Annotated in this window: 14 protein-coding genes; 8 read left to right on the top strand and 6 right to left on the bottom strand. The window is 65.9% G+C overall.

The window, feature by feature from the left end; all coding sequences use genetic code 11:
- The first annotated feature begins 94 nt into the window (after positions 1-94).
- Positions 95-1387, top strand: coding sequence for a fimbrial protein (locus ACO6D5_RS19090; RefSeq protein ID WP_485826214.1), 1293 nt, complete (start codon positions 95-97; stop codon positions 1385-1387).
- Positions 1388-1480: 93 nt separating this feature from the next.
- Positions 1481-3310 (top strand): DNA helicase RecQ, encoded by a 1830-nt coding sequence (gene recQ, locus ACO6D5_RS19085; RefSeq protein WP_315846763.1) that lies wholly within the window; start codon positions 1481-1483, stop codon positions 3308-3310.
- Between the two features lie 21 nt (positions 3311-3331).
- Here recQ and ACO6D5_RS19080 read toward each other — a convergent pair whose 3' ends face one another.
- Positions 3332-4387, bottom strand: a complete 1056-nt coding sequence (locus ACO6D5_RS19080; protein ID WP_315846762.1) for a cytochrome d ubiquinol oxidase subunit II — start codon at positions 4385-4387, stop codon at positions 3332-3334.
- Positions 4384-5727, bottom strand: coding sequence for a cytochrome ubiquinol oxidase subunit I (locus ACO6D5_RS19075; protein ID WP_485826213.1), 1344 nt, complete (start codon positions 5725-5727; stop codon positions 4384-4386). Before ACO6D5_RS19075 ends, ACO6D5_RS19080 begins: the two co-directional genes overlap by 4 nt.
- A 136-nt stretch (positions 5728-5863) precedes the next feature.
- On the opposite strand from ACO6D5_RS19075, the gene ACO6D5_RS19070 reads away from it, so the two are divergent.
- The 4 genes from ACO6D5_RS19070 to minE all read left to right on the top strand — a co-directional run bounded on the left by ACO6D5_RS19070 (position 5864) and on the right by minE (position 9860).
- Complete coding sequence (locus tag ACO6D5_RS19070; protein WP_315846760.1) at positions 5864-7633, top strand: glutamine--tRNA ligase/YqeY domain fusion protein; 1770 nt, start codon at positions 5864-5866, stop codon at positions 7631-7633.
- 160 nt (positions 7634-7793) lie between these two features.
- Positions 7794-8669, top strand: a complete 876-nt coding sequence (minC, locus tag ACO6D5_RS19065; protein ID WP_315846759.1) for a septum site-determining protein MinC — start codon at positions 7794-7796, stop codon at positions 8667-8669.
- A gap of 111 nt (positions 8670-8780) precedes the next feature.
- Positions 8781-9596, top strand: a complete 816-nt coding sequence (minD, locus tag ACO6D5_RS19060; protein ID WP_006226438.1) for a septum site-determining protein MinD — start codon at positions 8781-8783, stop codon at positions 9594-9596.
- Positions 9597-9599: 3 nt separating this feature from the next.
- Positions 9600-9860, top strand: coding sequence for a cell division topological specificity factor MinE (minE, locus tag ACO6D5_RS19055; protein WP_006226437.1), 261 nt, complete (start codon positions 9600-9602; stop codon positions 9858-9860).
- Between the two features lie 103 nt (positions 9861-9963).
- Here the strand turns inward: minE and ACO6D5_RS19050 are convergent, their stop codons facing one another.
- From ACO6D5_RS19050 to ACO6D5_RS19035, 4 genes are all read right to left on the bottom strand, one after another.
- Positions 9964-10188, bottom strand: coding sequence for a glycine zipper 2TM domain-containing protein (locus ACO6D5_RS19050; RefSeq protein ID WP_088587742.1), 225 nt, complete (start codon positions 10186-10188; stop codon positions 9964-9966).
- Between the two features lie 190 nt (positions 10189-10378).
- Entirely contained in the window at positions 10379-10912 is a 534-nt protein-coding gene (locus ACO6D5_RS19045) for an isochorismatase family protein (RefSeq protein ID WP_485826212.1), read from the bottom strand.
- A gap of 340 nt (positions 10913-11252) precedes the next feature.
- Complete coding sequence (ettA, locus tag ACO6D5_RS19040; RefSeq protein WP_088587740.1) at positions 11253-12926, bottom strand: energy-dependent translational throttle protein EttA; 1674 nt, start codon at positions 12924-12926, stop codon at positions 11253-11255.
- 86 nt (positions 12927-13012) lie between these two features.
- The gene (locus ACO6D5_RS19035) at positions 13013-13936 is read right to left on the bottom strand and encodes a DMT family transporter (protein ID WP_485826211.1); all 924 of its coding nucleotides are present in this window, start codon (positions 13934-13936) and stop codon (positions 13013-13015) included.
- Positions 13937-14032: 96 nt separating this feature from the next.
- Between ACO6D5_RS19035 and ACO6D5_RS19030 the strand changes: the two genes are divergently transcribed.
- Both ACO6D5_RS19030 and ACO6D5_RS19025 read left to right on the top strand, forming a co-directional pair.
- Positions 14033-14824: an AraC family transcriptional regulator gene (locus tag ACO6D5_RS19030; protein ID WP_485826210.1), complete on the top strand. Its 792-nt coding sequence runs from the start codon at positions 14033-14035 to the stop codon at positions 14822-14824.
- A 123-nt stretch (positions 14825-14947) separates the two neighbouring features.
- Positions 14948-15463 (top strand): hypothetical protein, encoded by a 516-nt coding sequence (locus ACO6D5_RS19025; protein WP_315846754.1) that lies wholly within the window; start codon positions 14948-14950, stop codon positions 15461-15463.
- The last annotated feature ends 55 nt before the right edge of the window (positions 15464-15518 follow it).

The raw sequence follows: 15518 nt of genomic DNA, 5'->3' as shown, positions 1-15518 counted from the left end.
CGTCCGGTTTACTAAAAATCGTTTACAGCTACGGCGGCATCCCCTCTCTACACTGGTCCGTATGGTCGCCCCTACACTCTGGCGCAGACGGCTGTTGCACGCGGCGCTGGCGGCGGGCTTGTCCTGCCCCCTGGCTTCCGCGTTTGGCGACACCCCGATTGCGTCCCCTGATTTCGCTGCCCCGCCTTCCGGGGGGGCGCCGGTACGCATGGCGCGCGGCATCGGGGTTCTGTCCCCCGTACAGCCGATCCCCGTGCGCCCGGCGCCGTCCATGGATTCGCGGGCGGTGCCGCTGGATCCGTCCCCCTGCGACCTGCAAGTGGCGGAACCGGCCATGGACACCAGCGTGCAAGGCGTGGAAGACAGCGGCGCGGAACTGATTCCCGGGATCGGATCCTCATTGTCCGGCGCGGCGGATACGCCCCCGCTGGGCTGCGAACAGGCCGCGGCCCCGGCTGAGGAAAGCACGCCGGATTACTCCTTCGCCTTGGAAGACGGCGACCTGCCCCGCGTGCCGGTCGTGGTGATCTCGGGCGTCTCGCGCCCGACCCGGCCCTGGTTCGCCTCGGTCAGCGGCCAGGACGGCCTGCGCTATGGCGGCGATCGCAACTGGGTCTACCGCAACACCGCGGGGCCCTCGGTCACCGTGGGCAACATCAACGCCAACGCCCCCGCCTGGGGCAGCAGCGCGCCCGTCGGGGGCCTGCAGATCGCCAACTGGGCCGGTTCTTCCGCCACCGTGCCCGAAGGCAGCTTTGGCTATTCCTCTTCGCTGGGCAAGCTGAACCGGATGGATCCGGCCGCCAGTTCGGGCGCGGTGGACTACGGGGCGTCGGTCGGCTCCGGCAGCGTGCGCTACGGGCTGACCCCCGCCCTGACGCTGGAAGGCCAGATGCAGAGCGCGCCGTCCTTGACCACCCGCGGCATGGGCACCACCTATGCCGCCGGTGAATACGGCACGTTCCAGGCCGGAGCCACCCAAAGCTCGTTCGACGCGTCCAACGCCTGGCGCTACCGCTTCGGCTACAGCGTGGACGTGGCCGATGCGGTGAACCTGGGTTACACCAACGAACAGATCGGCGCCGGCTTCGGCGACCTGTCCAACTACTCGGGCGGCGTGGCCTCGGCCCCGCAATCGCGCAACACCCTGTCTGCGGGCGTGCCCATCACGGGCTGGGGCACGATCAGCGGCACCTATTCCGGCCTGCACGAGGGGTCGACACTGGCCGAACAGCGGGTAGGCCTGACCCACAGCATGTTCGTCGCCCCCAAGGTGAGGCTGGCGGTGGGCGCCGACCGCGACATCATTTCGGGCAACTACGAGTGGCGGGCCAACCTGAGCATGCCGGTCGACACCTTCATGCGCGGCACCTGGCTGAGCTGGTAGCCGGACCGCGAGACGGACGGAAATATCCCGGTAAAAGGGGCCGTCCGGAATTGCGGCTTAAAATCCCTGCCATGATGCTTCCGGCCTACCCCCATGTCTGACGCGCGCGCCCTCGGCGTGTTGCAGCGCGTTTTCGGTTACGAATCCTTCCGCGGCGACCAGCAAGCCATTGTCGAACAGGTGATCGACGGTGGCGACGCGCTGGTCCTCATGCCCACCGGCGGCGGGAAATCGCTCTGTTACCAGATTCCCTCGCTGGTCCGCGAAGGCACCGGCATCGTCGTGTCGCCGCTGATCGCGCTGATGCAGGACCAGGTCGACGCTCTGACCGAACTGGGCGTGCGCGCCGCGTTCCTGAATTCCACGCAGGAATGGCGGGTGGCGCGCGACGTCGAACAGGCGTTCCTGGCCGGCGAGCTGGACTTGCTGTACGTCGCCCCCGAACGCCTGCTGACCGACCGCTGCCTGCAGTTGCTGGAGCGCGGCCGCATCGCGCTGTTCGCCATCGACGAGGCGCACTGCGTGTCCCAATGGGGCCACGACTTCCGGCCGGAATACCTGGGCCTGTCGATGCTGCACGAGCGCTGGCCGGACGTGCCGCGCATCGCGCTCACCGCCACCGCCACCGCCGACACGCGCACCGAAATCGCCCAGCGCCTGTCGCTGGACGACGCCCGCCACTTCGTCTCGAGCTTCGACCGCCCCAACATCCGCTACCGCATCATCGAAAAGAACGAAGTGCGCAAGCAGCTGCTGGACATGATCCGCACGGAACACGACGGCGAGTCCGGCGTGGTGTACGGCCTGTCGCGGGCGCGCGTGGAGGAAACCGCCGAATTCCTGTGCAATCAGGGCATCGACGCCATGCCCTACCACGCCGGGCTCAGCCCGCAGGTGCGCGCCGCCAACCAGGCCCGGTTCCTGCGCGAAGACGGCGTGGTCATGGTTGCCACCATCGCTTTCGGCATGGGCATCGACAAGCCCGATGTGCGATTCGTCGCCCACATCGACCTGCCCAAATCCGTCGAAGGCTACTACCAGGAAACCGGCCGAGCCGGCCGCGACGGGCTGCCCGCCACCGCCTGGCTGGCCTACGGCCTGCAAGACGTGGTGCAGCAGCGCCGCATGATCGACGAATCCCCCGGCGACGAGTCCTACCGCCGCCGGCTGGGCCAGCAACTGGATGCCATGCTGGGGCTGTGCGAAACCGTGGAATGCCGCCGCGTGCGGCTGCTGGCGTATTTCGGCCAGCAGATCACGGCCTGCGGCAACTGCGACGTCTGCCTGGAACCGCCCCAGGCCTGGGACGGCACGGTCGCCGCGCAGAAGGTGCTGTCGGCCGTCTACCGCCTGTGGAAAGAACGCGGCCAACGCTACGGCGCGGGCCACATCATCGACATCCTGCGCGGCAAGGTCACCGACCGCACCAAGCAGCATGGCCATGAAACGCTAAGCGTGTTCGGCGTGGGCGAAGACCTGAGCGACACCGCCTGGCGCGGCGTGCTGCGCCAGCTGCTGGCGCAGGGCCTATTGACGGTGGACAACGAAGGGTTCGGCACGCTGGCGCTGACCGAAGGCAGCCGCGCGGTGCTCAAGGGCGAGCGCCAGTTGATGCTGCGGCGCGAATCCGAAAAGAAGACCCGCTCGGGCAAGACCGGCAACGGCCGCCCCAAGGCCGCCGCCATCGACCTGCCGGCCGAACTGCAACCCGTGTTCGAGGCGCTGCGCGCCTGGCGCGGCGAAGTGGCCAAGAGCCATGGCGTGCCGGCTTACGTCATCTTCCATGACGCGACGCTGCGCGAAATCGCCCTGGCCCAGCCCGACTCGATGGATGCGCTGAGCCACATCAGCGGCGTGGGCGCACGCAAGCTCGAAGCCTACGGCGAAGAGATCCTGCAGCGCGTGGCCAAGCCGGTGCTGTAGGCGCCCGGCCCGCTGCCGCCGTCAGTAAGACGGCGGCGGCAACAGCGGCACCGGCGCCCGCTCTTTCCCGAAGACCGACCGGTACGCCAGGATGTTGAACACCAGCACCACGGGTATCCCCACGACCGCGCCCGCCATGACCAGGCGCATCGAACTCAACGCGCCCGCGCCATCCCACAGGGTCATGTCGTCCAGGATCAGGTAGGGGAACAGGCTGTACGCCAAGCCGCTCAGCATCAGCAGGAACAGCGCCACGCACAGCACGAAGGGCAGCCAGCTGAAGCGGTCCGCGCGGCCGGGCAGACGCGCCAGCAGCATCTCGGCCGCCACGTAGCCCGCCAGCATCATCACCCAGACCGTGGCGGCCAGGCTCAGATGGGCGATGTTGCTCCACTTGTAGAAGATGCCCGCATTGGCCAGCCCCAGCGTCACCGCGATCGCGACCATGCCCACTGCGGTCCAGCGGATGGCGTGGCGGGCCCAGCCGGCGGCGCGGCGCTGCAGATCGCCGTCCACCCGCATGACCAGCCAGGACGCGCCAAGCAGCACATAGGCCGCCACGGCGCACAGGCCCACGAACATCGCGAACCAGCCGTAGCCGGCGTCGGACTGGTACCCAGTGGCGATCCGGCCCAGCAGCATGCCCTGGCCGAACGCCGTGATGATCGAGCCGGCCCAGAAGCCGAATATCCAGCGCGGCTTCATTTCGTTGCGCGCGCGGATGCGGAATTCGAACGACACGCTGCGCAGCATCACGCCCAGCACCATGAAAGTCAGGGGCCCGTAGAGCTTGCCCAGCACGGCGCCCCACGCGAACGGGAATGCCGACGCGAACAGGCCCATGCCCAGCAGCAGCCAGAATTCATTGGCGTCGCGCCAGGGGCTCAAGAGCGACATCATGCGGCCGCGCTCGTGCTCGGGCGCCAATTGCAGCAGGATGCCCACGCCCAGGTCGAAGCCGTCCAGCACCATGCCCGCGGCAATCACCACGAACAGCAGCCCCATGAAGGCCAGCGGCATCCAGAAGGAAGGGTCTTCGGGGCTCAGCCCCTGCGAAGCGGCCAGCATGGCGATCATGGCGATCCTCCGCCGAGTTTGCGCACCGGCACCACGCCATAGCGCGCCGCGTGGAACAGCATGGCGGCGAATGCGGACAGCAGCAAGGCATACAGCAGGCCGTAGCCCATCAGCCCGTAAAGGACGGTGCTGGACGCCGTCTGGCCCAGCACCTCGGATTGCGTGATGGTGCCGTTGACGACGAAAGGCTGCAGGCCGATGATGGACACCCACCACCCGGCCACCACCGCGATCCCGCCGGAAAACATCATGCCGCACAGCACGCGCTGCCACCAGACCGGCAGGGTCGAGGGGTCCAGCCCGCGGCGGAAGGTCCACACGAAGGTGACACAGGCTACGGCCAGCATCAGCAGGCCCAATCCCACCGCCACGCGCAACGACCAGAAGGTCAGCGCCACCGGCGGCAGCATGCCGGAATATTTGTCCAGGCCCTGATAGGTGCCGTCCGCATTGCGGTGCAGCCACATGCCGCCGGCATTGCGGATGGTCACGTCCGACACGTTGACGTGCGCGCGCGCGTCCGGCCAGCCGAACAGCACCAGCTGGGGTTCCGCGCCGCTTTCCCAGAAGCCGGCCGCCGCCGCGGCCTTGGCGGGCTGCAGCTTGGCGACCATCTGGCCCGCGCCCGTGGCCACCGGCACCTGCAGGAAGGCCGCGACCACCGCGACCACCAGCCCGGTCTTGAACGCATTGCGCTCGCCGTCGCCCAGCGGGCGGCGCAGCGCCTGCAAGGCCGTCACGCCCATCATCAGGAACGCGGCGGCCAATGCCGCACCGACGACGACCACCGCCATGCGCCAGCCGACCGAAGGGTTCAGCACCACGGCGGCCCAGTCATAGACCTGGTAACGGCCATCGACGAGGATCGCGCCGTCCGGCGTCTGCATCCACGATTGCAGCGCCAGCACCCAGAACACCGCCACCAGCTGGCCCACGGCCACCATCAGCACCGCCAGGGTGTGCGCGCCATCGGACACGCGGCGCTGGCCGAACAGCATGACGCCCAGGAAACACGACTTCAGGATGAAGACGGACAGGATGCCGTAGCCCAGCAAGGGGCCGGCCACATTGCCGATCTTGTCCATCAGGCCCGCCCACAGGCTGCCGATCTGGATCAGCACCGGCACGCTGGCCGCCAGGGTCAGCACGAAGGCCAGCGCAAAGATGCGCACCCAGAAGCGGTAGGCGGCCGTCCAGCCGCCCCGGCCCGACCACCGGGCGCGCACCTTGAAAAACAGCAAGACCCAGGCAAGCGCCAGGGAAATCGCCAGGAACAGCGCCAGAAAACTCAGGCTGGCCACGAACTGCGCACGGGCCAGGGAAAGGGTGGATATATCCATAATGGCCCGTAGTGTAGAGCCAGTTACAAGACAATGGGGGCAGTTTGAAACCGGTTGCACCGGGTCCGAAAAGGCCCTCGCGGCGGAACGTGGCAAAATTGACGCTTTGTCGCCGCTTTTTCCTATTCTTTCAAGAATGACCTCCGCCACGACGCCGACCCCTGCTGCATCCAATTTCCTGCTCAACATCGTCCAGGACGACCTCGAAGCCAACCGCTTCCAGGGCAAACGTTGGGCGGGCAAGCCTGGCCCGGCCGCTGTGCAGCAACAGGGGGATCCGGATCCGGCCCGCATCCGCACGCGCTTCCCGCCGGAGCCCAACGGCTACCTGCACCTTGGCCACGCCAAGAGCATTTGCGTGAACTTCGGGCTGGCGCGCGATTTCGGCGGTGTCTGCCACCTGCGCTTTGACGACACCAATCCCGAAAAGGAAGACCAGGAGTACGTCGACGCCATCATCGAAGCCGTCCGCTGGCTGGGCTTTGACTGGAAGGCCGAAGACGGCCAGGAAAACCTGTATTTCGCCAGCGACTACTTCGGCTACATGTATGAATTCGCCGAGGCGCTGGTCGAAGCCGGCCACGCCTACGTCGACGAGCAAAGCCCCGAGGCCATCCGCGCCAACCGCGGCACGCTGACCGAACCCGGCACCGACTCGCCCTGGCGCAACCGCCCGGCCGCGGAGTCGGTCGCGCTGCTGCGCGAAATGCGCGACGGCAAGCATCCCGACGGCAGCCTGGTGCTGCGCGCCAAGATCAACATGGCGTCGCCCAACATCAACCTGCGCGACCCGGTCATGTACCGCGTGCGCCATGCCACCCATCACCGCACGGGCAACCAATGGTGCATCTACCCGATGTACAGCTGGGCCCACCCGGTGGAAGACGCGCTGGAAGGCATCACGCACAGCGTCTGCACGCTGGAATTCGAAGACCAGCGGCCGTTCTACGACTGGATCCTGACCCGCCTGGCCGAACTCGGCAAGCTGGCCCAGCCGCTGCCGCACCAATATGAATTCGCCCGCCTGAACGTGAGCTACGTCGTCACCAGCAAGCGCAAGCTGCTGCAGTTGGTGCAAGAGGGCCACGTGGACGGCTGGGACGATCCGCGCATGCCCACCATTTTCGGCCTGCGCCGCCGCGGCTACACGCCGGCCTCGATCCGCCTGTTCTGCGAACGCACGGCCGTCTCGAAGTCTGATTCGCGGATCGACTACAGCCTGCTGGAACAGGCCGTGCGCGACGACCTGGATCCGATCGCCGCCCGCTCGGTAGCCGTGCTCGATCCGATCAAGCTGGTCATCACCAACTACCCGGAAGGCCAGACCGAGACCTGCACCGCGCCGCGCAACCCGCACGATCCGGAAGCCGGCGTGCGCGAGTTCCCGCTGTCGCGCGAACTGTGGATCGAGCGTGACGACTTCCGCGAAGAAGCGCCGAAGAAGTATTTCCGCCTGTTCCCCGGCAACACCGTGCGCCTGAAATACGGGTACGTCGTGCGCTGCACCGGCTTTACCAAGAACGAAGCCGGCGACATCGTCGAAGTGCAGGCCGAGTACCTGCCGGAGACCAAGAGCGGCACGCCGGGCGCGGACAGCGTCAAGGTCAAGGGCAACATCACCTGGGTCAGCGCGGCCCACGCGGTGCCTGCCCAGATCCACCTGTACGACCGCCTGTTCGCCGACGCCCGCCCCGATGGCGGCGACAAGGACTTCCTGGCCTGCCTGAACCCGAACTCCAAGCAGACCGTCACGGCCTGGCTGGAACCCGGCACCGTCGCCACCCCTGGCGCCACCTGGCAGTTCGAACGCCTGGGCTACTTCACGGCCGACCTGAAGGAATCCTCCGAAGCCGCCCCGGTGCTCAACCGCATCGTGACGCTGCGCGATTCCTGGGTGCAAGGCTGACCCGCACGCGTGCGTATCACGGGAAAAGGCGCCTTCGGGCGCCTTTTTCTTTCGTCTTCCCGGCTGCGCACCCCGCCCCCCGGCGGGTTATCATCCCCGACATCCCGCAGCCGGTTGTGCGCGCCGTTTCCTGGCGCCCGGACCGCCAGCCACAATCAAGATGAACACTGAATCCCTAGCCCTGGACTTCAAAAGCGCCACCCTGTATGCCATCCGGGTGGTTCTGCACAGCGCAGACCCCGAACGCCTCGTTGCCGCGTTGACCAAACGCATGGCCGACGCCGGCAGCTTCTTCGAGAACGAACCCGTCGTCATCGACGCCAGCCGCGTCGAAGAGAAGATCGATTGGAAGGCCCTGGTGGCCGCGTTGCGCAGCCATAACCTGCCCCCGATCGGCGTGGTCGCCGAAGGCGCCAACCTGAAAGCCGCGCGCGAAGCCGGCCTGACGCCGGTGGAACTGTCCACCCCCGCCGCCCGCCCGGCCCCGGTCGTGGATACCGCGCCGCCGAACGACGTGTCCACGCCCGTGCCCTCGGTGCCGGCCGCCGCCGTCGAGACCGCCCCCGCTCCGACCGATACGTCCGCCCCCGAGGCGCCCGCCACGGACAAGCCCGCCGCCGCCTCGGCTGAACCCATGCCGGCGCGCGAGGCCAGCAGCACCACGTCCGCGCCCGCCCCGACGCAAGCTGCGCCGCATTCGTCGTCGGCGCTGGTCATCACCAAACCCCTGCGCTCCGGTCAGCGCGTCTACGCGCGGCACACGGACCTGGTCGTCATCGGCATGGTCAGCCAGGGCGCGGAAGTCATCGCCGACGGCAACGTGCACGTCTACGGGCCTTTGCGCGGCAAGGCCATGGCCGGCGCGCGCGGCGACACGTCGGCGCGCATCTTCACAACGCATCTGGACGCGGAACTGCTTGCCGTGGCCGGCGTGTACCGCGTGGTGGAAGACAAACTGGACCGGACGCTGCAAAACCAGCCCGCCCTGGTTCGCCTTGACGGCGACACCCTGCGCATCGAAGCATTGAAAGCCTGACCGCTTTTCTTCGCTCGCGCGCGAACGTCTCAACACATTCTGTAAGAAGCCTTACATGGGCTTTTTGCTTTACGATAACGCGATTTATTCGAACATAAGGGTTTGATCGTCATGACACGCATTGTTGTGGTGACTTCCGGCAAAGGCGGCGTGGGTAAAACCACGACGAGCGCCAGTTTTTCCGCGGGCCTCGCGATGCGGGGCCACAAGACCGCTGTCATCGACTTCGATGTCGGCCTGCGCAATCTCGACCTCATCATGGGCTGCGAGCGTCGCGTGGTGTACGACTTCGTCAATGTGATCCAGGGCGAAGCCACCCTCAACCAGGCGCTGATCAAGGACAAGCAGCTTGAAAACCTGTTCATCCTGCCCGCCTCGCAAACGCGCGACAAAGACGCGCTGACGCAGGAAGGCGTGGAGAAGGTCATCAACGACCTGAAGGAAATGGGTTTCGAGTACATCGTCTGCGATTCGCCCGCCGGCATCGAAACGGGCGCGCTGATGGCAGCCTATTTCGCCGACGACGCGTTGGTCGTGACGAACCCGGAAGTCTCGTCGGTACGCGACTCCGACCGCATCCTGGGCATCCTGGCCGCCAAGTCCAAGCGGGCCGTGGACGGCGGCGAGCCGGTCAAGGAATTCCTGCTGCTCACGCGCTACAACCCCAAGCGCGTCGTCGACGGCGAAATGCTGTCGCTGGGCGACATCGAAGACATCCTGCGCATCAAGCTGATCGGCGTCATCCCCGAATCGGAAGCGGTGCTGCAAGCGTCGAACCAAGGCCTGCCGGCCATCCACCTGAAAGATACCGACGTCTCCGAAGCCTACAAGGACGTCGTGGCCCGTTACCTTGGCGAAGACAAGGCCCTGCGCTTTACCGATTACGAAAAGCCCGGTCTTCTGAAACGCCTGTTCGGAGGCAAGTAAGCAATGTCCTTCCTGTCGTTTCTGCTTGGTCAAAAGAAATCTTCCGCCTCCGTTGCCAAGGAACGGTTGCAGATCATCCTGGCCCACGAGCGGGGCCGCGGCGACTCGCCCGACTACCTGCCGCAGTTGCAGCAGGAACTTATCGCGGTGATTTCAAAGTACGTGAAGATCAACCCCGAAGACATCAAGGTGCACCTGGAACGCCAGGACACGCTGGAAGTGTTGGAAGTGAAGATCGAGATGCCGCAAAACGAGGCGCCGTAATGCCGTCGCGCGCCGGCCATCCGGCGCGTGTCGGGCCTTGTGCCCTCTCGCCGATAAAAAAACGCCTGGCAATGCCAGGCGTTTTGCTTTGGGCGCGGCGGGCTTAGTGCTTGCCGACCTGATCGCCGATCACACCACCGATCGCCGCTCCACCCACCGTACCCAGGACGCCGCCGTTGGTGATCACAGCGCCTGCGACACCGCCCAATGCGGCGCCGCCGACCGTGCTCTTTTGACGATGGCTCATGCTGTCCCAGGACGAGCAGCCAGCCATGGCGGCGGTCATTGCCAGTGCGACACAGATTTTGGAAAGAGATGCGATTTTCATGATGAGGCTCCTATTCTTGTCCCCCGGGGCCGCACCATGGACCTGACGCGAGCGCGCGGTCCCCTTTTGGGTTTAGAACATTCAGGATCTCAAAATAAAGACGCGGGTGCTGTTAGGTTTACCCAGGAATTGTGTCAAACGGCGAGTGAATCTTTGCGCGCCCCCGGGATAGTGTTGCAGGCCGCGTCCGCTATTTGACCAGACGTAACACGTCACGGAAGCGTGGATGCTCGCACGTCTCCATCCATTCGAAAATCGCCATTTCGGAGGTGACGATTTCGGCGCCATGCGCGCGCGCGCGGCGCAGCGCCGCATGATGGTCGGATGGCTTGCGCGAACCCGCCGCATCGGACACCAGCACGGCCTTGTAGCCCATGTCCGCCAGGCCGATCACGGTTTGCAGCACGCAGATGTGCGCCTCGCACCCCGCCACCAGGATCGTCTTGCGCGCCGCCGGCAGCCACGCCTCGAAACCCGGTTCGCGTGCGGACGAAAAGTGCATCTTCTGGAACGTGGCCTGCACGATATCGCGCAAGGGCTCTACCGTGACGCCCAGCATCTTGCTGTGATGCTCGGTGGCGATCACCGGCACATCGAGCAGGCGCGCGGCCTGCGCGAGCTTGTGCGCGGTATTGAGCACGGCATCGCCATTGTGGATGACCGGCATCAGCCGGCCCTGCATGTCGACGATGAGCAATGTGGAATCGGAAGCTTGCAGCAGCATGGGATATCTCCGGAAATCCTGCGGATGGCGTGTCGAGTCGACTCAGCGGCCGGGCCTGAGAACCTGCCGATGCAGCATCAATGATATAGCGGCGGCTCGGCGCACAGGTTCAGGTCTCTGGCGACGGCCCGCAACCGCTTGTCCCGGGTCCATAGCGATGCCCCCGGCGTCAGCTGCGTGGACGCAAGCAGGTGCAGGTCAACATAGCCGATTCCTTTGCCAGACAGTCTTTCGGCGTGGAGGAAATGCAGCGCCTCATCGTGGCTCGCCCGCACGACTACTGCGAAAAAAATCCCAGCGCGTCGGCTGGGATTTCTCAGACTGCTTTACTGGCCAAGGCTTACTTCAACGCCTTGTAGCGCAGGCGCTTGGGCTTGGCGCCCTCTTCGCCCAGACGGCGCTTCTTGTCGGCTTCGTACTCTTGGTAGTTGCCGTCGAAGAACACCGCTTGCGAATCGCCTTCGAATGCCAGGATGTGGGTGGCGATGCGGTCCAGGAACCAGCGATCGTGGCTGATGACCATGACGCTGCCGGGGAACTCCAGCAGCGCGTCTTCCAGCGCGCGCAGCGTTTCCACGTCGAGGTCGTTGGACGGTTCGTCAAGCAGCAGCACGTTGCCGCCGGCGATCAGCGTCTTGGCCATGTGCAGGCGGCCGCGTTCACCGCCGGACAACTGCCCCACGACCTTGTTCTGGTCGCCGCCCTTGAAGTTGAAGCGGCCCAGATAGGCGCGCGACGACATTTCGAACTTGCCCACCGTGAGGATGTCGGCGCCGTCGGCCACCGCATCGAACACCGTCTTCTTGTCTTCCAGCGCATCGCGCGACTGGTCGACATAAGCCAGCTTTACGGTCTGGCCGATTTTCACTTCACCCGAATCCGGCTGCTCGCGGCCCGCGATCATGCGGAACAGCGTCGACTTACCGGCGCCGTTGGGGCCGATGATGCCGACGATGGCGCCCGGCGGCACCTTGAAGCTGAGGTTGTCGATCAGCAGGCGGTCGCCATAGGCCTTGCTGACATTGTTGAATTCAATGGCCTCGTTGCCCAGGCGCTCGCCCACGGGAATGAAGATTTCCTGGGTTTCATTGCGCTTCTGGTATTCGTAGGACGACAGTTCTTCGAAGCGGGCCAGACGCGCCTTGGCCTTGGCCTGGCGGCCCTTCGGGTTCTGGCGCACCCACTCCAGTTCCTTCTTGATGGTCTTCTGGCGGGCGGATTCCGAAGACTCTTCCTGCTTCAGGCGGTCTTCCTTCTGTTCCAGCCACGAGCTGTAGTTGCCCTTCCACGGGATGCCGTAGCCGCGGTCCAGTTCCAGGATCCACTCGGCGGCGTTGTCCAGGAAGTAGCGATCGTGGGTCACGGCGACGACGGTGCCGGGGAACTTGTGCAGGAATTGCTCAAGCCACTCCACGCTTTCGGCGTCCAAGTGGTTGGTGGGTTCGTCCAGCAGCAGCATGTCGGGCTTGGACAGCAACAGCCGGCAAAGGGCCACGCGGCGCTTTTCACCACCGGACAGGTTGCCGACGATGGCGTCCCAGGGCGGCAGGCGCAGCGCGTCGGCCGCGATTTCCATCTGGTGTTCGATATCGTCCGAACCGCTGGAGGCAGCGGCGGCGATGATGGCTTCCAGTTCGGCCTGCTCGGCCGCCAGCGCGTCGAAATCGGCGTCCGGCTCGGCGTACGCGGCGTAGACCTCGTCCAGGCGCTTCTTGGCCGAGACGACAGCGCCCAGGCCCTCTTCCACCGACTGGCGCACCGTGTGCTCGGGGTTCAGTTGCGGTTCCTGCGGCAGGTAGCCGATGTTCAGGCCCGGCATGGGGATGGCTTCGCCTTCGATCTCTTTATCGACGCCAGCCATGATCTTCAGCAGCGTCGACTTGCCCGAGCCGTTCAGGCCCAGCACGCCGATCTTGGCGCCAGGAAAAAACGAAAGCGAGATGTCACGCAGGATCTGCCGCTTGGGCGGCACGATCTTGCCGACGCGGTTCATGGTGTAGACGTATTGGGCCATGGGCTCGTATAGGGAAAGAAAGCTGATGAACCGTCGATTGTAGGCCGGAACCCTGACAGGCGCGCGTCAGGAGGCGCCGAAGGCGCTCAACCCGCCGCTTTGCCTGCGCGCAGCCCCAGGCGGGGGGTACGCATTTGCGCCAGCATCACGCCGGCCAGCGCCATCGCGCCGCCCACGATATGGAAGACGTGAGGCTTTTCGTCCAGGAAGACCGCGGCGATCGCCACGGTGCCCACCGGCATCAAGTTCAGGAAGATGCTGGCCCGGTTGGGGCCCAGGTGCTTGACGCCCTGCATCCACAGGAAGGGCGCAAACAGGGACGGGAAGATCGCCGCGTACAGCACCAGCGGCACGTTGTCGGCGTTCAGCGGGGACGGCGCCGCCATCAGGAACGCCGGCAGCTGGAACAGCACGCCGAAAGCCACCTGCACGTACAGCGACTGCCACGGCCCAACCGGCAGGCCCCAGCGGCGCAGCAGCACGCCGTACAGCGCATAGGCCAGCGCGGCCAGGCCCATCAGCAGGTCGCCCGGGTTCGCGCCCACCGACAGCAGGCGCGACGGGTCCCCTTCGCCGATCAGCAGCGCCAGCCCCGCCAACGACACCAGGCCGCCCAGCATCGCCATCAGCGTAGGACGCTGGCGCAGCACCACTGCGCCCACCGCGATGGTCAGCAGCGGGATCATGGCCGTGATGATGCCCATGTTGGTCGCCGTGGTGCTGGAGGCCGCCACATAGGCCAGCCCCTGGTACAGCGCCATCCCGAGCCCGCCCAGCACCGCGAACTTGGGCAGGTACGGCACGATCAGGCGGCGCTGCGCCCACACGCCCGGCAGGGCGAACGGCGTCAGCAGGGCGCCGGCGATCGCCCAGCGGTAAAAGCCGATGACGGCAGGTGAAATCACGTCGGCGGCCATCTTGGTCACGATCATGTTGACCGACCAGATCAGGGCCGCCAGCAAGGGGAACAGCAGGTAGCGGGCGGGAATGTGGGGGGTGTCGCGCGTCATGGACGAGTCTTGCCGATAAGGATAGGCGGCCAGTGTAGGTCCTGTCCGAGACGGCGTATATAATGAAAAACAGACAAATTCGCACGAACTTCCGACATGGAACTTGCTGATACCGCCCCCGTCCTGGCCGGTCACCTGCCCTATCCGCTGGCCTGCCGCATCCTGCACTTCACGCCGCACTCCAGCATGCAGCGCCACAGCTCGCCGTGGGCGGAATTGAATTTCGCGCTGTCGGGCATCATGGAAATCGGCATCAACGGCGTCACTTACCTGTCGCCCCCGCAGTACGCCATCTGGATACCCCCGCACGTTGAGCACTGCTGCCAGAACGAAGGCGAAGTGCATTACGCCTGCATCGACATCCCGGCCGAGGCCTGCGCCGGCCTGCCGGATACGCCTTGCACGCTGGAGATCAGCGCCGTCACGCGCGCGGTCCTGGCCGACTTCGAACGGCGCGGCATCCGCTATCCGGCTACGCCGGAAGACCGGCGCATGGCGCAGATCGTCATCGACCAGCTCCGCCAGGCCCGCGCCTATGCCAGCTATCTGCCTTCAAGCACCGATCCGGTGCTGGCCCCCATTCTGTCTGCCCTGCAGCGCAGCCCGGGCGACAAGCACGGCGCCGCGTACTGGGCCGCCAGCGCGGGCATCACCGAGCGCACGCTGCTGCGCCATTGCCAGCAGCACCTGGGCATGTCGTTCAACGAATGGCGCCAGCGCCTGCGCGTGGTCTCGGCGCTGGGCATGCTGGACGCCGGCCGCCCGGTGCAGGCAGTGGCCCGCGAACTGGGCTACAGCACGCCGTCCGCCTTCATCGCGATGTTCCAGCGCCTGACCGGCGAATCCCCCGACAGCGCCCGCAAACGCAGCGCCGCGGCCCCCGCCTGAACGCGTTGCGCGCGTCGTCATCCAAGCGTCCGATGCACTGCAACGCCGATCGCGCGACAATAACGCCTGACTCATGTATCTTGCCGTGCCGTCGCGGCTTCATCGCGCCCAGGAACCCCCTTCATGTCCGCCTCTGCTACCCCTCCCGCTTCCGTGACCCACTTCAGCGCATCCGAACTGGACATGCTGGCCAAGACCGCCGACGCGCTCAGCGCCTACCTGGGCAAGCCCGTGCTGGCTGAAGTGATCCTGGGTGACGAAGGCACCGAATGGGTCACCTACGGCGTGCCGCTGGACGAAAACGCCCAGACCGAAGAAGACCAGACGCACGTCCAGCTCGGCGGCCCCGGCGCCCGCATCCTGGGCAACCGCGGCGGCCTGCCCCATGCCGACGACGACACCTACGATTGCCTCTACCTCTGGGCCGTCCAGATCTCCATGAATGAAGGCGAGCGCTTCATCAAACTGGACCACGACGGCGAAGAATCCGCCTGGTCCGACAACCTGGAAGACGTCCTGCCCTTCGCCCTGACGGAAGAACCGCAACCGGAGCCGAGCGAGGACGAGGAAGAAGAGGACGATGAAGACGACGAAGACGACGACACGCCGTACGAACGCGTGGACGAGCCGCGCCATTGATTTGAAGCAACCCGGCGCCGCAGGGTGATGGGTTGCGCGCGATAGCCGCCAGCGC

The organism is Achromobacter sp., assembly GCF_057314935.1.
This window is presented reverse-complemented; position numbering and strand designations above follow the sequence as displayed.